Source organism: Methylobacterium sp. J-072 (genome assembly GCF_022829425.1).
Taxonomy (GTDB): domain Bacteria; phylum Pseudomonadota; class Alphaproteobacteria; order Rhizobiales; family Beijerinckiaceae; genus Methylobacterium.
In genome coordinates this window covers 1-20240 of record NZ_JAKSYK010000198.1, presented here as the reverse complement: position 1 = coordinate 20240, position 20240 = coordinate 1, and the positions used below count along the sequence as shown (strand labels likewise).

The 20240-nt window shown below is 70.1% G+C and carries 16 protein-coding genes; 5 read left to right on the top strand and 11 right to left on the bottom strand.

The window, feature by feature from the left end; genetic code table 11:
• Nucleotides 1-341 precede the first annotated feature (341 nt).
• Together guaB and MKK67_RS26290 are read right to left on the bottom strand one after the other, a co-directional pair.
• The gene (gene guaB, locus MKK67_RS26295) at nt 342-1835 is read right to left on the bottom strand and encodes an IMP dehydrogenase (RefSeq protein ID WP_243971029.1); all 1494 of its coding nucleotides are present in this window, start codon (nt 1833-1835) and stop codon (nt 342-344) included.
• A 168-nt stretch (nt 1836-2003) separates the two neighbouring features.
• Nucleotides 2004-2891, bottom strand: a complete 888-nt coding sequence (locus tag MKK67_RS26290; protein ID WP_243971027.1) for a DUF3313 domain-containing protein — start codon at nt 2889-2891, stop codon at nt 2004-2006.
• Between the two features lie 206 nt (nt 2892-3097).
• On the opposite strand from MKK67_RS26290, the gene MKK67_RS26285 reads away from it, so the two are divergent.
• Nucleotides 3098-4546: an MFS transporter gene (locus MKK67_RS26285; protein WP_243971025.1), complete on the top strand. Its 1449-nt coding sequence runs from the start codon at nt 3098-3100 to the stop codon at nt 4544-4546.
• A 4-nt stretch (nt 4547-4550) separates the two neighbouring features.
• Here MKK67_RS26285 and MKK67_RS26280 read toward each other — a convergent pair whose 3' ends face one another.
• The 4 genes from MKK67_RS26280 to MKK67_RS26265 form a co-directional block, all read right to left on the bottom strand.
• The gene (locus MKK67_RS26280) at nt 4551-5081 is read right to left on the bottom strand and encodes a DoxX family protein (protein ID WP_243971023.1); all 531 of its coding nucleotides are present in this window, start codon (nt 5079-5081) and stop codon (nt 4551-4553) included.
• Between the two features lie 75 nt (nt 5082-5156).
• Entirely contained in the window at nt 5157-6428 is a 1272-nt protein-coding gene (locus MKK67_RS26275) for a multidrug effflux MFS transporter (protein WP_243971021.1), read from the bottom strand.
• A gap of 87 nt (nt 6429-6515) precedes the next feature.
• Entirely contained in the window at nt 6516-7811 is a 1296-nt protein-coding gene (locus tag MKK67_RS26270; RefSeq protein WP_243971019.1) for an MFS transporter, read from the bottom strand.
• A 29-nt stretch (nt 7812-7840) separates the two neighbouring features.
• Nucleotides 7841-8257 (bottom strand): MarR family winged helix-turn-helix transcriptional regulator, encoded by a 417-nt coding sequence (locus MKK67_RS26265; protein WP_243971017.1) that lies wholly within the window; start codon nt 8255-8257, stop codon nt 7841-7843.
• 158 nt (nt 8258-8415) lie between these two features.
• Here MKK67_RS26265 and MKK67_RS26260 point away from each other — a divergent pair, with 158 nt between their 5' ends.
• A complete protein-coding gene (locus tag MKK67_RS26260) occupies nt 8416-13260 on the top strand; it encodes an NAD-glutamate dehydrogenase (protein ID WP_243971015.1) in 4845 nt (1614 codons plus the stop codon).
• 180 nt (nt 13261-13440) lie between these two features.
• On the opposite strand, the gene MKK67_RS26255 is transcribed toward MKK67_RS26260, so the two are convergent.
• The 3 genes from MKK67_RS26255 to MKK67_RS26245 all read right to left on the bottom strand — a co-directional run bounded on the left by MKK67_RS26255 (nt 13441) and on the right by MKK67_RS26245 (nt 16380).
• Nucleotides 13441-14616 (bottom strand): MFS transporter, encoded by a 1176-nt coding sequence (locus tag MKK67_RS26255; RefSeq protein WP_243971013.1) that lies wholly within the window; start codon nt 14614-14616, stop codon nt 13441-13443.
• Nucleotides 14617-14767: 151 nt separating this feature from the next.
• The gene (locus MKK67_RS26250; RefSeq protein WP_243971011.1) at nt 14768-15826 is read right to left on the bottom strand and encodes a LacI family DNA-binding transcriptional regulator; all 1059 of its coding nucleotides are present in this window, start codon (nt 15824-15826) and stop codon (nt 14768-14770) included.
• Between the two features lie 50 nt (nt 15827-15876).
• Nucleotides 15877-16380, bottom strand: a complete 504-nt coding sequence (locus MKK67_RS26245; protein WP_243971009.1) for a MucR family transcriptional regulator — start codon at nt 16378-16380, stop codon at nt 15877-15879.
• A gap of 332 nt (nt 16381-16712) precedes the next feature.
• Between MKK67_RS26245 and MKK67_RS26240 the strand changes: the two genes are divergently transcribed.
• Nucleotides 16713-18485, top strand: a complete 1773-nt coding sequence (locus MKK67_RS26240) for an outer membrane beta-barrel protein (protein WP_243971034.1) — start codon at nt 16713-16715, stop codon at nt 18483-18485.
• Between the two features lie 8 nt (nt 18486-18493).
• Here MKK67_RS26240 and MKK67_RS26235 read toward each other — a convergent pair whose 3' ends face one another.
• Nucleotides 18494-19198 (bottom strand): SDR family oxidoreductase, encoded by a 705-nt coding sequence (locus MKK67_RS26235; RefSeq protein WP_243971007.1) that lies wholly within the window; start codon nt 19196-19198, stop codon nt 18494-18496.
• A 58-nt stretch (nt 19199-19256) separates the two neighbouring features.
• Entirely contained in the window at nt 19257-19736 is a 480-nt protein-coding gene (locus MKK67_RS26230; protein ID WP_243971005.1) for a nucleoside deaminase, read from the bottom strand.
• 150 nt (nt 19737-19886) lie between these two features.
• On the opposite strand from MKK67_RS26230, the gene MKK67_RS26225 reads away from it, so the two are divergent.
• Both MKK67_RS26225 and MKK67_RS26220 read left to right on the top strand, forming a co-directional pair.
• Nucleotides 19887-20078 carry a CsbD family protein gene (locus MKK67_RS26225; protein WP_243971002.1) on the top strand — a complete coding sequence of 64 codons (192 nt, stop codon included), beginning with the start codon at nt 19887-19889 and terminating at the stop codon, nt 20076-20078.
• 77 nt (nt 20079-20155) lie between these two features.
• Nucleotides 20156-20240, top strand: an 85-nt coding sequence (locus MKK67_RS26220) for a DUF1328 family protein (protein WP_243971032.1), incomplete at its 3' end; no start/stop codon positions are given.

Here is a 20240-nt window from a genome sequence, read left to right as displayed (position 1 = left end):
CGGACGTTAAGTTGGCGCTTGGGGGTTAGCGGGAAGGCGGCGACCACGCGAGACGTTCATGCGCGCACGACCATCGAGGGTCCCCGGGAAGACCGTGGCGAGGGGGGGATGGAAGCGCACTGCGCTGCTCGAGGGTGTGCGTTGGGCTAGGCTCTTCACGCATCGCTGCCGGATGCGCGCCACCGCTGCACCCGAGGGCGTCTCCCTCCCCCGCAGAGGGGGGAGGGAGGGCGCGTGTCTGCTGCGATGAGACTTCTGTTGCAGCCGAGAACCGTCCGGGCCGCGTTCTGTGAATCCGCCAACCCGCACGAGCGCGCGTCACGCCGGCAAAAACCCCCGCCTCAGGTCCGCGACGGGTAGTTCGGGCTCTCGCGGGTGATGGTCACGTCGTGGACGTGGCTCTCGCGCAGGCCGGCATTGGTGATGCGGATGAACTGCGCGCGCTCCTGGAAGTCCGGGATGGTCGCGCCGCCGACATAGCCCATGGCCGCGCGCAAGCCGCCGGCGAGCTGGTGCAGGACGTTGCCCACCGGGCCCTTGTAGGGGACCTGACCCTCGATGCCCTCGGGCACGAGCTTGTGGGTGTCGTTGACCTCCGCCTGGAAGTACCGGTCGGCCGAGCCGCGGGCCATGGCGCCCACCGAGCCCATGCCGCGATACGACTTGTACGAGCGGCCTTGATACAAAAAGACCTCGCCGGGGGCCTCGTCGGTGCCGGCGAGCAGCGATCCGAGCATCGCCACCGAGGCGCCAGCCGCGATCGCCTTGGCGAGGTCGCCGGAATACTTGATGCCGCCATCGGCGATGACCGGGATGTCGGCCTCGCCGGCGGCCTCCACGGCCTCCATCAGGGCGGTGAGCTGGGGCACGCCGACGCCGGCCACGATCCGGGTGGTACAGATCGAGCCCGGGCCGATGCCGACCTTGATGGCGTCCGCGCCGGCATCGATCAACGCCTTCGTGCCCTCCCGGGTGGCGACGTTGCCGGCGATCACCTGGACGGCGTTGGAGAGCTGCTTCACCCGGGCGACGGCGTCGAGCACCTTGATCGAGTGGCCGTGGGCGGTGTCGACCACGATCACGTCGCAGCCGGCGTCAATCAGGCGCTCGGCCCGCTCGAAACCGCTGTCGCCGGTGGTGGTGGCGGCCGCCACCCGCAGGCGGCCCTGCTCGTCCTTGACGGCGAACGGGTAGGTGACGCGCTTCTCGATGTCCTTGACGGTGATCAGGCCGATGCAGCGGTAATGGTCGTCGACCACCAGCAGCTTCTCGATCCGGAACTGGTGCAGCAGGCGCTTGGCCTCGTCCTGGGTCACGCCCTCGCGGACCGTGATCAGCCGGTCCCGGGTCATCAGCTCGGCGACCGGCTGGGCTGAGTTGGTGGCGAAGCGCACGTCGCGGTTGGTCAGGATGCCGACGAGCTTGCCGCGGGAGCCGTTCGGGCCGCGCTCGACCACGGGGATCCCCGAGATGCGGTTGCGCTTCATCACCTCGAAGGCGTCGGCCAGGGTCTCGTCCGGGTGGATGGTGATGGGGTTCATCACCATGCCGGACTCGTACTTCTTGACGAGCCGGACCTGCTCGGCCTGCTCGGCCGGCTCCAGGTTGCGGTGGATCACGCCCATGCCGCCATTGGCCGCCATGGCGATCGCCATCGGCGCCTCGGTGACGGTATCCATCGCGGAGGCGAGGATCGGCAGGTTCAGCGGGATCGTGCGGGTGAGCCGGGAGGCGACGTTGACCTCGGTCGGCATCACCGAGGAGGCGGCGGGCCGCAGGAGCACGTCGTCGAAGGTCAGGCCCTCGATGATCGTGGCGGAATCGACTCGGGCCATGTGCCAACTTTCCTCGGACGGCCGCGCTCGCGGGGGCTGCGCAGCGGGATCGGGTTGGCAAGGGCCAGTATCATGGGGTCCGCGGCTGCGCCAATGCACCGTCGCCGCGCCGCGGCGGGAAATCGCGCATGGCTCCCCCGCTTTTTCCGACCGGGATGGGTGGTGCGGTCAGCGCGCCGCCGGAGCTGGGCCCTTGTCGGTGTAGTCCGGCGGCAGGCCGATATAGTCGCCGAGGATGCCGTCGATGCCGGGCGCGCGGCCGTAGGCCTCGCAATCGGGGTCGAGGGGCGCTTCGCCGAGCGTGGTGACCCGAATGCGGTCCCAGGTCGGCAGGGTGTTGGGGGCGTTGAACGGGTCGTCACCCGTCGCCAGCATGAAGCCGAAATCCTGGCCAAACTCGCCGGCGAGATCGTAGGCGTCGCTGGCGTGGGAGAAGCGCGGCTGGCTCGTGAACGAGTTCGCGGCCCCGCCCCAGACCATCGCGGCGCGCTGCTCGCGGCGGCGGTCCAGCGCCTCGGCTTCGACCGTGAGGCTTCCGAGCCCGATCGGGATCCGCGGAATCGGGATGCGGCCGATGCCCTCGACGGCGCTGAGCCCGACTTGCGAGGCCACGGTCACGCCGGCCGAGCCCGCGATGGTGGCGCCCGCACCGAGGAGATCGGTGGGCTCGACCCGGGTGACCTGCGCCCGGACGGTCAGGTCGGCGTCGCGGCCGGTCACGACGTCGTAGCGCAGCGACAGGTCGTAGCAGAGCGCCCGGTCGGCGGCGTTGGCGATCAGGCGGCGCTCCGCCTGGGTCAGCGGCGCGGCGCCCGCGACGTCGGCGTGGAACGCCGTCGGGATGATCCGCACGGTGCGGGCCTTGGCCAAAGCCGGCCGGTCCACGTAGAGCCGCGAGGCCGAGGCGACCGCGCTGCTCGCCTGCAGGCGGTCGTAGCGCGTCAGCGAACCGCGATCGTTCAGCAGCACCGTGCCGCAGGCCGTGACCGTCGACAGGAGTGCGACGGCGGCGGCGATCCGCGACAGGGAACGGCGCTTGCTCGGAGAGGGCTGCATCGAGGGTCTCGCGGCCGGCACCGTGCCGGGATCGACGGCCGGAAGACCGCTCGCGCCAAACGTAGCCATTGGACCACCCGCACAAAAGGTGGTGTTCGGTCACGATGCAACCCCTGTTGCGTTGCGGATACAGGCGGGAAACACGACGGTGCGAATGGGCGCCCCCGCCGTGCAACCGTCCCGGCGCGCTACGCGTCTGCTGTCCGATGTCTTCCCCGACCCAAAAACCGCTCTGGATCGTCCCCCTGACGGTCGCCACCGCCCTGTTCATGGAGAACACCGATTCCACGGTGATCGCCACGGCGCTGCCCAGCATCGCGGCGAGCCTCGGCGAGGATCCGATCGCCCTGAAGCTGGCGCTGACCTCCTATCTCGTCAGCCTGGCGATCTTCATTCCGGTGAGCGGCTGGATGGCCGACCGCTACGGCTCGCGCACGGTGTTCCGGGCCGCGCTGGTCGTGTTCATGATCGGATCGCTGGCCTGCGCGGCCGCCAACGGCCTGGCGTGGTTCGTGGCCGCGCGGTTCCTCCAGGGGATGGGCGGGGCCATGATGGTGCCGGTGGGCCGCCTCGTAGTGCTGCGCAGCGTGCCGAAGTCGCAGCTCGTGACCGCTTTGGCCTACCTGACCTTCCCGGCGCTGGTCGGCCCGGTGATGGGGCCGCCGCTCGGCGGGCTGATCACCACGTGGTTCGACTGGCGCTGGATCTTTTTCATCAACCTGCCGATCGGCTTTGCCGGGATCGTGCTGGCGAGCCTCTACTTCGAGGACATCCGCGAGCCGGAGCGGCCGCCGCTCGACATCGCCGGCTTCTTCCTGCTCGGCACCGGCCTCGCCGCGCTGATGCTGGGGCTCGCCTCGATGGGGCGTCACCTCCTGCCGGCCTCGGTTTCCTGGGGATGCCTGGCGGCGGGCGCGGTCCTGCTGCCGCTCTATTTCGCCCATGCCAGGCGGATCGCCCACCCGATCGTGCGGCTCGACCTGATGAACCGCCCGACCTTCCGGGTCGCGATCCTCGGCGGCAGCCTGTTCCGGGTCGGGACCGGGGCGATCCCGTTCCTGCTGCCGCTGATGCTGCAGGTCGGGTTCGGGCTCGACGCCCTGCATTCCGGGCTGATCACCTTCGCGGCCGCGGCCGGGGCGATGTTCGTGAAGGCCCTGGCGCCCAAGATCCTGCGCCGTCTGGGCTTCCGCACCGTGATGGTCTCGAACGCCGTGCTGGCCTCGGCCTTCCTGGCGGTGAACGGCCTCTACACCGCGGAGACGCCGCACTGGATCATGATCGCGCTGCTGTTCATCGGCGGCTGCTCGCGCTCGGTGCAGTTCACCTGTGTCAACGCCATCGCGTATGCCGACCTCGAATCCCGGGAGATGAGCGCGGCCACGAGCTTCGCCAGCGTCTGTCAGCAGCTGTCGCTGAGCCTCGGCGTCACGCTGGGCGCCCTGGCGTTGGAGGGCACGGCCGGGTTCCACGGCCGGACCGGAATCGAGGCCGGCGATTTCGGGCCGGCCTTCTTCGCCGTGGCTGTGCTGTCGGCGGCCTCCGTGCTGGCGTTCCGCAAGCTGACGCCCGATGCCGGCGCCGAGATTTCCGGCCGCAGGATGGTCGCCGCGACGCCGTCCGCATCGCCCGAGCTGAAGCCCCGGGCGAGCTGAGCGATCAGGCCGCGGCGCGGGCCGGGGCGCGGCCGCCCGATTTCTTGCCGGCGCCCCCGCGTGCGGCCGAGCTCTTGCCGGCAGCCTTGGCCGGTGCGCGCTGCGGGGCCGGCCGCTCGCCGATCTGGCCGGCGCGCCAGCCCTGCCAGCTCCAGGCGCCGGGGCCGGAGAGCGCATACATCAGGAACCCGCCCGCCAAGCCGAGATCGGCGAGCATCAGCGTCCGCTCGGCCACCGCCGCCGGTCCGACATATTGCCAGAACGCGTGCAGCATCACGGCCGTCACCGCCGCGAACACGGCGAGCGCCAGCCCGGTCAGCCGCGGCAGCACGCCGAGGATCAGGGCCAGCGGACCGAAGACCTGCACCACCACGGCGGCGGTGGCGACGGCGTTCGGGAACGGCATGCCGCTGCCGGCGAGCGTCAGCGCAAAGCCCGAGACGTTGAGCGCCCGGGCGATTCCCGTAGGCAGCAGCGCGGCGGCCAGGAGCAGGCGCGCGGCGAGAAGGGTTCCGTCCTGGGCGCGGGCGATCATATCGAATCCGGTCGGCTGCAAGGGCTGACCGGAGGGTGGCGGATTCCGTTGAAGACCGGGTTAAGTCCCCAGCCTTCAGCTCGCGACGCCACCCTTGAACAGCCGGCCGCGCTCGGTCCAGAGCACCACCAGCAGCGCCAGCCCTCCGAGGGTGGCGTAGCCGATCCCGACGGGCAGCACGGTCCCGTCGAAGGCCTGGCCAATCACGTAGCCGGAGAACGCCCCGAGGATCGTCGTGTAGAAGCCCACGAACGACGAGGCCGTGCCCGCGATGGCGCCGAGCGGCTCCAGCGCCAGGGCGTTGAAGTTCGGCAGTGCAAAACTCATCAGGAACTGGTTCGCCGCCAGGATCGACAGGAACGCCGTCAGCGGCGGGTGGCCGTGATAGGCGAGGCCCACGCCGACCTGGGCCAGGGCCACCAGCGTGAAGGCGATGATGCCGGCATGCGAGAGCGCCCGCATCCCGAGCCGCCGCACGATCCGGGCGTTGATCAGCGTCGCCGCCCCCATGGCGCCGGCCACCAGCCCGAAGGCCAGGGGGAACAGGGGCCCGAGATGGTAGAGGCCGGTGTCGAACACCTGCTGGGCCGAGCCGACATAGCCCATGATGCAGCCGGTGAGCAGGCCGAGCGCCGTGGCGTAGCCGATCGAGACCCGAGTGGTGACCGTGGTCCGGACCGCGTCCCAGGTCGCCCCAAGCGAGAGCGGGCGGCGGTATTCCGGGTGCAGCGTCTCCGGCATCCGCAGCGAAAACCAGGCGGTCAGCCAGAAGGCCAGCGCCAGCATCGAGACGAACACGTAGACCCAGGAGCCCAGCGCCAGCATCAGGCCGCCGATCGCCGGGGCGATCATCGGGACGATCAGGAAGACCATCATGGTCAGCGACATGACGCTCGCCATCTCGCGGCCGGCGAAGCGGTCGCGCACGATCGCCACCGACAGCACCCGCCCGCCGGCCGCGCCGATGCCCTGGATGACCCGGGCCGCCAGCAGCCAGCCGAAGCTCGGCGCCACCATGGCGAGCCCGCAGCCGACCACGTAGATCGCCAGGCTCGCGAGCAGCACCGGCCGACGCCCGAACGTGTCCGAGATCGGCCCGTAGGCGAGTTGGGCGATGCCGAACCCGGCCATGAACACATAGACGAGGAGTTGCAGCCGGTTCGGATCGGGCACGGAGAACCGCGCCTCGATCGCCGGGAAGGCCGGCAACAAATTGTCGATGGAGATGGCGGTGACCGCCATCATCAACGCGATGATGGCGACGAACTCGGTGAAGCCCGGCCCCGACCCCTTCTGCGGGGCGCGAACCTGCTGGACCGGCGGATTGGGCCGGATCGCGATTGTCACAATGCGCACTCGTGCTGCGAAGGGATGGCCCGACGGAGGCGCTCCCTTCGCGGCACGCTTATGACGGACGTTGCCGCGCGATGCAGCTCAGGCCGGCAGCGGGCGCAGGGCCGGCTCCCGGGGATTGCGTCCGACGAAGCCCGCCATCAGGGCGGCGACCAAGCAGAGCAGGCCGGCCGACACGAAAGCGCCGAGATAGGTGCCGGTATCGGTCCGGACCATGCCGGCGAGCCAGGCGGCCGAGGCGGCGCCGATCTGGTGGGCGGCGGCGATCCAGCCGAACATCAGCGCGGCGTTCTCCTCGCCGAAGGACTTTCCGGCGAGCTGCACGGTGGGCGGCACGGTGGCGATCCAGTCGAGCCCGTAGAACACCGCGAACAGGGACAGTCCGTAGAAGCTGAGGTCGAACGAGTAGGGCAGGAAGATCAGGGAGAGGCCGCGCAGGCCGTAATACCAGGCGAGCAGCTTGCGCGAATCGAAGCGGTCGGTGAGCCAGCCCGACGCCGTGGTGCCGATCAGGTCGCAGATGCCCATGACCGCGAGCAGGCCCGCGGCGGTCACCTCGGCGATGCCGTGGTCGATGCAGGCGGGGATCAGGTGCGTGCCGATCAGCCCATTCGTCGAGGCGCCGCAGATGAAGAAGGTGCCGGACAGCAGCCAGAAATCCTTCGACTTCAGGCCGATCCGCAGGCCGCGTAGCGCCCGCACCGCGGGGTTCTCGGTGAGCACCGGCGCCGGGGTCACGACGGTCTCGCCGTAGCGCGGCAGGCCGAGATCGGCGGGCCGGTCGCGCAGCAGCAGGGCGGCAACCGGGATCAGCACCAGGGTGACGGCGGCGACCAGCAGCGAGACCGAGCGCCAGCCCGACCCGACCGCCAGGGAGGCCAGCATCGGCAGGAAGATCAGCTGCCCCGTGGCGCTGCTCGCCGTGAGCATCCCGATCACCAGCCCACGGCGCTTGCCGAACCAGCGACCGGCCACGGTGGCGCCGAGCACGTTGGCGACCATGCCCGAGCCGGAGCCGACCACGATGCCCCAGAGCAGAACCATCTGCCACGGCGCGGTCATCAGGCTGGTGGCAGCCGTGCCGAGAGCCAGGACGAAGAGCGAGCAGCAGACCGAGCGGCGCAATCCGAAACGCTCGATGATCGCCACCGCGAACGGCCCGATCATGCCGTACAGGAAGATGTTGAGCGCGATGCCGACGCTGATCGTAGCCGCGGTCCAGCCGAATTCCCGCTCCCAGGGCACGATCAGCACGCTCGGCGTGGCGCGCACGCCGGCCCCGATCAGCAGCACCAGGAAGGTCACCCCGGCGACGACCCAGGCATAGTGCAGGCGCGGCACGGGCGGCGCGGAGAGCGTCTCGACGGGGGCGGGCATGTTCGGGCTCCGGGGGGTGAGACGGTCGGTCAGGCGGCGGCGATCAGGGCTTCCGCGAGGGCTGCGACGGTTACGGGATCGACCTGCGCGTTGATTCGAGCTTGGGCCGCCTGCCAGTAGGGCGTGGCCGCCGCGACGGCCTCGCGACCGGCATCCGTCAGGGAGACGATCCGCTCGCGCGCATCCCGGCCCGCCTCGATCTTCACGAGGCCGCGCCGTTCGAGCGGGTCGAGGTTGCGACCCATCGTGGTTCGCTCCAAGACGGCCTCCGCGGCCAGCCGCGTCACCGGAATCGGCCCGAGCCGCTCCAGGCGACGCAGGATCGAGAATTGCGTCACCCGCAGCCCGGCAGGCCGCAAGGCCGCATCATAGGAAGCGGTCAGGGCGCGGGTGGCCCGGCGCAGCGCGACGCAGGTGCAGGGCTCGGTCAGGAAATCGCTGGTCACGATGCGTGTATATGCACGTATCTTCTGCCGCACAAGCCGAACCTGACGGTTCGCGCGGTTCGACATGCGCGAACAGGAAAATCCGCCGCGCTGTCATCGACACGGCGGATCACCCTGCTATCGCTGCGCGGGCAAACTCCCGGTTCGTGAGAGGCACGATGACACTGGAAACCGCTACGGCGTTGTCATCCTCGGAACAGAAATCGGCCCGGACCGGACTCATCGAGGCCGCCGCCGAGATCGTCGCCGAACAGGGCGGCCCCGGCGGCTTCGTCCGCGACCTGTTCGGGCGCGTCACCCCGGAAGACTTGGCTCCCTACTCGGCCGACGCGGTAGCCGAACTCGCGGTCCGGGCGCGGACGCTTCTCTCCGAGCCGCGCAAGCCGGGCGATCCGGCCCGGGTGCGCCTGAGCGACGCCGAACTGGTGCGAGACGGACGGCCCCGCGAGATCACGGTCCTCGAGGTCGTCAACGACAACCGGCCGTTCCTGCTGGATTCGACCCTAGCCGAGCTGACCGAGGAGGGCCTGACCCCGGATCTCGTCGCCCACCCAATCCTCGGGGTCGAGCGCGACGCGTCGGGCGCGCTGGTGCGGGTGGTCGGCGAGACCACCGCGGATGCCCATGGCAGCCTGGCGCGCGAGAGCTTCATCCACCTCCATCTCGGCCGCTTGGACGACGAGGCCCGCGAGCGGCTGGTGCAGGCCCTGGCGCAGGTCTACCGGGACGTGGCGCTCGCGAGCGACGACCACGATGCCATGCTGGCCCGGATCTCCGAGCTGTCCGACAGCCTCGGCCGCGCCCCCTCCCCGCTGCCGGAGGCCGAGATCGCCGAGGCGCGCGCCTTCCTGGATTGGCTGAAGGACGGCCAGTTCCTGGTCCTGGGGATGCGCCAGCACGGCATCGAGGGCGACGGGCATCCGCTGATCGAGGGGTCCAGCCTCGGGGTGCTGCGCGATCCCGGCGCCACGCCCCTGCGCCGAGGCCGGACGCCGGTGGACTACACGCCGGAGATCCTCGCCTTCCTGGAAGAACCGCAGGCGCTGATCATCACCAAGGCGAGCGCGAAGTCCCGGGTCCACCGGGTGGCGTATCTCGACTATGTCGGCGTGAAGCTGTTCTCGGCCACCGGCAAGCTCTCGGGCGAGGTGCGGATCGTCGGCCTGTTCACGGCCTCGGCCTATACCGCCCCGACCCGGGAGGTGCCGGTCCTGCGCCGCAAGGTCGAGGCGGTGGCCGAGCGGGCCGGCCTCGACCCGACCAGCCATGCCGGGCGCAGCCTGCTGGCGGTGCTGGAGACCTACCCGCGGGACGAGCTGTTCCAGATCGATATCGAGCGGCTGTACCGGTTCACCCTGGCGATCGCCAACCTCGCCGACCGGCCGCGGATCCGCGTGCTGTCGCGCCCGGACCGGTTCGGCCGCTTCGTCTCGCTCTTGGTCTACGTCCCGAAGGACCGCTACGATTCCACCGTGCGGGCCCGGATCGGCGCCTATCTGGCCGAGGCCTATGGCGGCCGGCTGAGCTTGGCCGATCCCGATTTCCCGGATGGGCCGCTCGCCCGCACCCACTACATCATCGGTCTGTCCGAGGAGAACGTGCCGGAACGCGACCCAGCGGCGCTGGAGGCCGGCATCGCGGCCCTGGTCCGGACCTGGGGCGACGCCCTGCGGGCGGCCCTGGCCGAGGCCCATGACGGCGACCGCGCGCGCCTCTTGGCCACCCGCTACGCCGAAGCGTTCTCGGCCGCCTACCGGGACAATTTCGCATCCGATGTCGCCGTGGCCGATGTCGCGATCCTCGAATCGCTGAGCGACGCGCAGCCGCGCGCCGTGCATCTGGAGCGGCGGCCCGGCGATTCCGACGCGCAGGTCCGCCTGAAGGTGTTCTCCCGCGGCACCGCGATCGCCCTGTCCGACCGGGTGCCGGGCCTGGAGAATCTGGGCTTTCGCGTCATCGACGAGCGGACCTACCGGATCAAGCCGGCGGGGCTCGACGAATCCGCCCGGGTCTGGCTGCACGACATGCGGATCGAGCGCGCGACCGGAGCGCCCATCGACCTCGCGACCCTGGAGCGGCCCCTCGAAGAGGCGATGCTGGCGCTGGGCGACGGCTCGGTGGAATCCGACGGCTACAACCGCCTCGTGCTGGAAGCCGCCCTCCCCTGGCGAGAGGCGGCGCTGCTCCGGGCGCTGGGCCGCTACCTGCGCCAGCTCCGGATCCGCTACGGGCAGGATTACCTGGCCGGCACGCTGAGCCGCCACCCCAGGATCGCCCGTGCGATCGTCAGCCTGTTCCGGACCCGCTTCGACCCGCAGCTCGAGGGTGACCGGGCCGCCCAGGAAGCGGAGACCCGTGCCCTGATCGAGGAGGCGCTTTCCGACGTCACCAGCCTGGACGACGACCGGATCCTGCGCCGGTTCGTCAACCTGGTCGAGGCGGCGGTGCGGACGAACTTCTTCCAGACAGCCGCAGATGGCGGCCCCCGGGAGACGATCAGCTTCAAGTTCGCCTGCGCCAAGGTCACGGCGATGCCGCTGCCGCGGCCGTTCTTCGAGATCTTCGTCTATTCGCCCCGGGTCGAGGGCGTGCATCTGCGCTTCGGCTACGTCGCCCGCGGCGGCTTGCGCTGGTCGGACCGGCCGGAGGATTTCCGCACCGAGATCCTCGGCCTCGTGAAAGCCCAGCAGGTGAAGAACGCCGTCATCGTGCCGGTGGGCGCCAAGGGCGGCTTCTTCCCCAAGCGCCTGCCGCCGGCCTCGGACCGGGCGGCCTGGATGCAGGAGGGCACCGAGAGCTACCGGATCTTCATCCGCACCCTGCTCGAACTCACCGACAACATCGTCGACCAGGCGATCGTCCCGCCGCCCGACACGGTGCGGCACGATCCGGACGATGCTTACCTGGTGGTGGCGGCCGACAAGGGCACCGCCACCTTCTCCGACATCGCCAACGCCCTCTCCCTGGAGAAGGGCCACTGGCTCGGCGACGCCTTCGCGTCCGGCGGCAGCCAGGGCTACGACCACAAGGGCATGGGCATCACCGCCCGCGGCGCCTGGGAGGCCGTGCGCCGCCACTTCCGCGAGATCGACGTGGACGTGCAGACGGACCCGATCACCGTGGTCGGGGTCGGCGACATGTCGGGTGACGTGTTCGGCAACGGCATGCTGCTCTCGGAAAGCCTCCGGCTGGTCGCGGCCTTCGACCACCGCGACATCTTCCTCGATCCCAATCCCGACGCGGCGAAGAGCTTCGCCGAGCGGAAACGCCTGTTCGACCTCGGGCGCTCCTCCTGGGCGGATTACGACCGCTCCCTGATCTCCGAGGGCGGCGGCGTGTTCGCGCGCAGCCTCAAGACCATTCCGCTGTCTCAGCCGATCCGGGCCGCCCTGGGCTTCGACCGGGCCGAGGCGACGCCGACCGAATTGATGCAGGCGATCCTGAAGGCGCCGGCCGACCTGCTCTGGTTCGGCGGCATCGGCACGTACATTCGCGCCACCACCGAGACCGACGAGGATGCCGGCGACCGCGCCAACGACGCCGTGCGCATCACCGCGCCGGAGCTGCGGGTGAAGGCGATCGGCGAGGGTGCCAATCTCGGCCTGACCCAGCGCGGGCGCATCGAGGCGGCCCGCTCGGGCGTCCGGCTCAACACCGACGCGATCGACAATTCGGCCGGCGTGAACACCTCCGACGTCGAGGTGAACATCAAGATCGCCCTGATGGTCCCCGAGCGGGATGGGCGGCTCGACTACGCGGAGCGTAACACGCTTCTCGCCACCATGACCGACGAGGTCGGGCGGCTGGTCCTGCGCAACAACGAGTTGCAGACGCTCGCCCTGTCGCTGGCCCAGCGCGGCGGCCTCGGCGAGACCGGCTTCGCTATGCGCACCATGCAGGCGCTGGAGGCCGAGGGGCGCCTCGACCGGGCGGTGGAATACCTGCCGGACGATGCGGCGATCACAGAGCGGATGCGCCGCGGCGAGGGGCTGACCCGGCCCGAATACGCCGTGCTGCTCGCCTACGCGAAGCTGTCGCTCTACGACGCGATCCTGTCGAGCGCGGTGCCGAACGACCCATATTTCGACCGCGAATTGCAGCGCTACTTCCCCAAAGCTTTGCGCGAGCAATTCCCCGACGCCGTGAAGGGCCACCGGTTGCGGCGGGAGATCATCTCCACGGCGCTCGCCAACATCATCGTCAACCGGGGCGGCCCGTCCCTGGTCACGCGGCTGGTCGACGGGACCGGTGCGGATGCCGCGACCATCGCCAAGGCCTACGCGATCACCCGCGACGCCTTCGGGCTGATGGAGCTGAACCTCGCCATCGACGGCCTGGGAAGCGGCGTCTCCGGGCAGGACCAGCTCGGCCTTTACGCCGAGGTTCAGGGCCTGCTCACCAACCGGATCGTCTGGTTCATCCGCAACCTCGACCTGACCGGCGGCCTAGCCCCGCTGGTGGCCCGCTACCGCGACGGCGTCGCTGCCGTGGAGGCGGCGTTGCCGAAGGTGCTGGAGGCTGAGGCGCTCACCGCCATCGGTGACCGGGCGGCGGAGCTCGAAGGCCACGGCATGGCCCGGGAGCAGGCTAGGCGCCTCGCGTCGCTCAACGCCCTGATCTCGGCCCCCGACATCGTCCGCGTAGCCGAGGCCAGCGGCCGGCCGGTCGAGGAGGTTGCGGCGACCCACTTCGCCCTGGAGCACGCCTTCCGGCTGGACGAGCTCGCTGCCGCGGCCCGGACCGTGCCGGTGGCCGACACGTTCGACCGGGTCGCCCTGGAGCGTGCGGTGGCCGGCATCGCCGCGGCCCATCGCAAGCTCACCGCCGAGGTGGTCGCCGATCTCGGCGCTGGGCCGGAGGCCGTCGCGGCCTGGGCCAAGGCGAGAGGCGCGCCGCTCGTCCGCATCCGCGACGCGGTGGACGCGATCAGCGCCTCCGGCCTCACGGTCTCAAAGGCGACCGTGGCGGCGAGCCTGCTCGGTGATCTGGTGCGGGCCGATTAGCGCGTTGCGCGCCGGCCGCTGCGGTCGGCCTGACCGCCAATCCGGATAAGGCGCAGGTCGCCTCTCCCGTGCGGAAGAGGGGTGCGTCGCGATCTGCACACGGGTCGATGCCTCGGCATTGAAGCCGAACACACCGGTACGAGTGCCCCAAGGCCGGCGCCTGACCCTCCAGATCGTTCGCTACGCCCCCGGCGCAGAGGCCGAAAAGATCCGGCTGCCGGTCCGGCTGACGGCGGTGACCGTCAGGCCGAGGCCCAGGATCGAGACAGCGGCGGCGATCAGCGGCAGATGGCCGTAGCTGGCCCCCAGGGTCAGGGCCGAGCCGCCGAGCCAGGCGCCGGTGGCGTTGCCGAGGTTGAATGCGCCCTGGTTCAGCGTCGAGGCGAGGTTCGGGGCATCGCTCGCCGCCTCGACCACCCAGATCTGCAGCGGCGAGACCAGCGCGAAGGCGAGGCCCGACCACAGGACCAGCACGGCCACCGTCGGGATGGCGTGATGCGCCACCGCCGCAAGGACCAGCAGCACCGCGACGATGCCGATGAACCCGCCGATGATCGTCGCCATCAGGCCCCGGTCGGCGAAGTGGCCGCCCGCGAGATTGCCCACCGTCAGGCCGATCCCCGCAGCGAACAGCACGCCGGTCACGCCCTGCGGCGAGAACCCGGTGACGCCGGTGAGGAACGGCGTGATGTAGGTGAACACGGTGAAGAAGCTCACCGACGACAGGGTGGAGATCAGCATCGGCCGGAGCACCGGCCAGCGGCCGAGCGCCCGGAATTCTTTGACGAGGCCGCCCCGGGTGCCGGGCAGGCCGGAGGGCACGAAGGTCTGGATCGCGAGCCCGGCGGCGATCCCGATCGCCACCACCGCCCAGAAGGTCGAGCGCCATCCGGCCACCTGCCCCAGGGCGGTGCCGAGCGGAACACCGAGCACGTTGGCGAGCGTCAGGCCGGCGAACATCAGCGAGACCGCCTGGGTCCGCTTCTCGCGCGGCACCAGATCGCGCGCCACGACCGCACCGATCCCGAAGAACGCCCCGTGCGCGAACGCGGTGACGATTCGGGCCGCCATCAACAGGCCGTAGCTCGGCGCCAGGGCGCAGCCGATGTTCCCGATCAGAAACACCGCCATCAGAGCGAGCAAGGCGGTCTTGCGGGGCAGCCGCGCGGTGGCGATCGCCACGATCGGCGCGCCGATGACTACGCCCATGGCGTAGCCCGACACGAGATAGCCGGCCTGCGGAATGGTGACGCCGAAGCTCTGTGCTACCTCAGGTAGCAGGCCCATGATGACGAATTCGGTGGTCCCGATTCCGAACGAGGCGACGGCGAGGGCGAGGATCGGCAGGGGCGGCACGGCGGCCTCCTTCGAGCGGATGACGGGCGCCGCTTTGTGCGACGCAGCATAGCGCAAGGATGGGGCATGTTTGGTTTTTGCATAGCGATGCAAACGCGACACACCGTTGCGCCGCATGCAAGCAGCTGAATTGCGGAGGGAGTGGTGCTGGTCAGAACCGCGTGCTGCCGCGCTCGGTCAGGCGCGGCGGGATCAGCACGCGCTCGCCGATGCCGACATCCTCGGCGGACATGCGGGCGATCATCGCCAGAGCTGCCTCGACCAGCGCCGGAACATCCTGATCGAAGCTGGTCAGGTCGTAGCCGCCCCATGACGCGGCGGGGGTATCGTCGTAACCGATCACCCGAACGTCTTCGGGAATGCGCCGCCCCGCGCGCCGCAGGGCGTCGATCGTGCCCAGCGCGCAGAGATCGTTGGCGCAGAAGATGCCGTCGACCGCACCTTCGGCGCAGAGCTGTGTCGTCGCCTCGGCACCGCCATCATAGGTGTAGGCGGATCCGGCGACGCGCGGCTCCGGCAGGCCGGCTGCGCGCAGGCCATCGCGAAAGCCCGTCAGGCGCTCGGTGCTGGCCGGGCTGTCGGCGGGGCCGGCCACGAAGGCGGGATTGCGCACGCCGCGTGCGTGCAGGAGGACGGCGGCCTGCCGGCCCCCGAGCGCGTTGTCAGAGCCGACCGAGCCGACCCGCGCGGCCGTCACCGGCGTGTTGAACGAGACCACCGGGATCCGGGAGGCCGAGAGCGTCGCTGCGGCGTCCCGCGAGAGCACGGCCAGGGCGCTGACGATCGCGTCGACCCGGTACTGCGCGAGCCGTGCCGCGACGGCGTCGAGGGTGTAGTCGCTGTCGACCGGGACCAGCAGGATCTGGTTGCCGGCCTCCCGCAGGCGCGCGGCGAGGATCTGGACGACGCGGGCGTAGAACGCGTTCTCAAGGCCGCCGACCACCAAGGCCACGAGTCCGGACCGGTCGGTTAGCATGATCTTGGGGATCAGGCTCGGGCGGAAGCCGAGGCTGTCCGCCGCCGCCAGCACCTTGTCGCGCGTCCGTGCGGAAACGCTGGCGCCCGGCGTGAAGGTCCGGGACACCGCAGATTGCGAGACCCCGGCGAGGCGGGCGACCTCGATCGATGTCGGATAGCGCTTCGAGACCATGTTCGGCATGTATTGCGGCGGCGTACGCTCGTCGGTCGAGCCATCCCGCCGCCGTGTCACGCCCGCGACTGGTCTCTGTCAAACAAGACCGATGGATTTGGCGCCCGGCTCTACTCGACCGGCGCCTTCTTGCGACCCCGCGTCTTCGGCGCGGATGCTGCCGGTGCCTCCTCCACGGCTGGCGTTGCCGCACCGCGAGACTTGCGGCGCTGCTGGCCGAGGCCGAGGGCGCGGGCCAGTTCCGACCGCTGGGCCGAATAGCTTGCCGCCGTCATCGGATAGTCCCGCGGCAGGCCCCATTTCTCGCGGTAGGCCTCCGGGCTGAGCCCGCGCAGGGTCAGGTGCCGGCGCAAGGTCTTGTACGGCTTACCGTCTTCAAAACTCACAAGATGATCGTGCGTAATCGATTTCCGGATCTGCGCCGGACTCATCTTTTCCACGAGCGTCGTCGATGACGCCCCCGAAGCCGAAAGGCTGTTCAGGGCCGCATGAATGCCGCCGATCAGACCCGGAAGTTCCGAGGGCGGCACCGAATTGTTGGACACATAGGCCGCGATGATATCGACCGCCAGCTCAATGTGTTCGGCGTGTTCAGCTTCAGCGCTATCGCTCACGTTGAACCTCGGTCGTTGCAACTATCCAGATCGGTCAATCCCGTAAGGATCGCGTCGAATTCTGCCGGACGCTACCGGATCTGCGAGAAAAGCTCAATCGCTACTTTTACGCGACGACGAATTTTAAGAGCGACTGCACCCGGGCCGTAAGAGCCGCGGGGGTTCGGCGTTGACGGCGCATTAACCATGCCGGCGCTAGCTTGCATTAACCATACCGACGACCTCGAAGGCGGCGGCGTGATCTGTTGATCCCGGCTCTTGGCGCGCGGGGCGTAGGTGGAGGCCAAGATCAGGTGCGGATGACGGGCGCTGATCGGCGGGGACGGCAGGAGATGCGGCTCGCCCTCGTCGCCCTGACGCTCGCGCTTGCGACGTCGCCATCCCTGGCTCAGCGCTTCGACGCGATCAGCCCGGTCACCGGCCAGCCCGACAATCCCGGAATCGGCCAGGACACGGCGCCCAACGGTCTCCCGGCCCTGCGGCGGCGCATCCCGGACGGGTTTTCGCGCGAGGATGGTCGCTCATCATCCGGCGGAAACGCGCAGGGCGGCGAGCAGACCGGGGGCGACAGCCTGCGGTCGCCGCTCTCGCCACCGATCCCGACGCAGGGCCAGTCGGGGCTTTCGCAGCTCGGGACCCGCATCTCCGGCAGCGGGCAGCGCACCGGCGGCTCGACCACGGCGCCGAACAACCGGACGCCGTCGGACCTGCTGCGCACCCGGGCGGCGCCGCCCCGGCGCATCGGTTCCGCGACCCGCAGGGTCACTCAGGAGGTGACGCAGGTGCCGGCCCCGGCGCTTCGCCTCACCCCGGTGGTCCAGCAGGCCGTGGTCGGCGTGCCGGTGCAGCCGGTCCTGGCGTCTCGGCCGGTCCTGCCGCTCTTCGCGATCACCCCCGCGCTCGGCCTGCTCACGCCGGGATTCATCCTCGGCCTCGACCTTGCGCGTCCGATCCCGACCGATCCGGCCTACGCGCCGATCGGCTACCGGATCGGCACGTTCACGGTGCTGCCGAGCTTCGCGCAAAGCGTCGGCTACGATTCGAATCCCGATCAGACCAGCCGGCAGTTCGCCAAGGGGTCGGTGGCCTTGCGCACCGAGGCCGCCGTGGACTTCCGCAGCGACTGGTCCTCCAGCTCGTTCCAGGGCGCTCTGCGCGGCTCCTACCTCGAGACGCCGCAGAACGAGGCCGCCAGCCGGCCCGCCGCGGACGGCACCGTCCGCCTGCGCATCGATGCCAACCGCGACCTGCATATCGACGCGGAAGGCCGCTTTCTTGTCGATACCCAGCGCACGTCCAGCCCGAACCTGCAGGCCGCCACGGCGACGAGCCGGCCGCTGCTCGCCATCTACGGCGCCTCGCTCGGCGCCACGGAGACGTTCAACCGGCTCTCTGTGACCCTGCGCGGCTCGGTCGATCGCTCGGAGTTCGACAACGCCCAGCTCTCGGACGGCACGATCATCAACCAGGCCGACCGCAACCTGAACCAGTACAGCCTGCAACTGCGGACCGCCTACGAGGTCAGCCCGGATCTCAGCCCGTTCGTGGACCTGCTGGGCGATACCCGCGTCTACGACCTGCGCCGGGACACCAACGGCATCCGCCGCGATTCCGACGGCATCGCCCTGATGGTCGGGGCGAGCTTCGGGCTCGCGCGCTCGATCACCGGCGAGATCTCGGCCGGCATCCAGCACCGCACCTATGTCGATCCGTCGTTGCGGTCGATCGATGCCCCGCTGGTCAACGCGGCCCTGGTCTGGTCCCTGAGCCCGCTGACGACGGTCCGGCTCACCGCGGCGACGGGCGTGACCGAGACCACCATCCTCGGCTCCAGCGGAATCTTCACCGAGGTCGCGACCCTGGAGGTCCAGCACGACCTGCTGCGCAACCTGTCGATCGTGCTCGGCGGCTCGTTCCTGAAGAACGACTACCAGGGCAGCACCATCCGGGAGACCGGCTTCTCCGCGACCGCGCGCCTCGATTACCGGTTCACCCGGTGGCTGACCTTGCGTGGCACCTACATCTACCAGCAGATCGACAGTACCGTGGCCGGCTCGAGCTTCCGGGACAACACCTTCCTGCTCGGCCTGCGGGTCAATCCCTAGACAACACGTCAGAAGCGCTCGACCCAGGGGCGCAACTCCAATTCCGAGGTCCAGGCGCTGCGATCCTGGCGCAGCAGGTCGCGATAGGCGCGGGCGATGGCGTCCGGGTCGAGATGGCTGTCCGGGGAATCCACCGGCTCGCCGCCCCTTGCAGGGTTCCGGATGGCGCCGTCGATCACCACGTGGGCGACGTGGATACCCTGCGGCTGCAATTCGCGGGCGAGGCTCTGGCCGAGGCCGCGCAGGGCGAACTTGCCCATGGCGAAGGGCGCCGAGCCGGCAAAGCCCTTCACGCTCGCCGACGCGCCGGTGAGCAGGATCGCCCCGTGCCGGTGCGGCAGCATCCGGCGCGCCGCCGCCTGCGCCACCAGGAAGCCGCCATAGGCCGACACCATCAAGGACTGGGCGACAGCTGCCGGATCGAGATCGACGACCGGCCCGCGCAGCCGGCCGCTGGCATTGTAGACCACCACGTCGGGCGATCCGCCGAGCGCCGGCTCCAGCCGGGCGAACAGAGCCTCGACCTCGCTCGGATCACTCGCGTCGCAGGCATGGACGGCGGCGCCGGTCTCGGCGGCCAACGCGGCGAGCTTGTCGACGTTGCGGGCGGCCAGCCCGACCTTCAGCCCGTCTGCCGCCAGCAGACGGGCAAGCGAGGCGCTGAGGCCGGAACCAGCCCCGACGATCAAGGCGCGCGAATAGGTCGGTGTCATGGGCGGACGCTCCGTTCGATCCTGCGAGGATGCCCCGAAGCCGCGCGTGTTCAAGCCCTCAGTCGCGGCGTTCGGCGAAGAATTCGCGCAGCAGTCCGGCCGCCTCGATCTCACGGAAGCCGCCATAGACCTCCGGCGCGTGGTGGCAGGTCGGCTGGTTGAACACGCGGGGCCCGTGCTCGACACCGCCGCCCTTGGGATCGGCCGCGCCGTAGTAGAGCCGCCGGATCCGGGCGAAGGAGATCGCGCCGGCGCACATCGGGCACGGCTCCAGGGTGACATAGAGATCGCAGCCGGTCAGCCGCTCATCGCCGATGGCCGCGCAGGCGGCGCGGATCGCTAGGATCTCGGCATGGGCGGTCGGGTCGTGGAGCGCCCGCGGACGGTTATGGGCCACCGCCAGCACCACGCCGTCCCGGACGACCACCGCCCCGACCGGCACCTCACCGGCTGCGGCGGCCGCGCGCGCCGCCGCGAAGGCGCGGTCGAACGCCCCCGACGATTCATGTTGAGCCTGCTGGATCGGATCGGCCGCCACGGTGTTTATCACCCCATCGCCGGGACAGGCAGCACCCGGCGCCGGAGGCTGATCCAGGCCAATGTTAATGCCTGGAACATTCCCCGCATCGCCATCGTTGCCAGTTCGATTGCGGCGCCGCCGCGAGATGATTGGACGGAAGGAAACGCCATGAGCAGCACCACCGACAAGATCAAGGGCGCCGCCAACGAGGCCCTCGGCAAGGCCAAGCAGGGCCTCGGCGACGTGACCAACAACGACAAGCTGAAGGCCGAGGGTGCCGCGCAGGAGCTCAAGGGCAAGGCGCAGGGCACCGTGGGCGACGCCAAGAGCGCCGTGAAGTCGGCGACCGACAAGCTCTGAGTTCCAGCGTCTGACCGGATCGGGATCCGCCCGCGGCGGGTTCCGATCCCGAACCGCGTGACTTTCGTGAGGTTGCCATGATCGGTTGGGCTATCACGTTTCTCGTCGTCGCTCTCGTGGCGGCGCTCCTGGGCTTCGGCGGCATCGCCGGTACCGCCATCG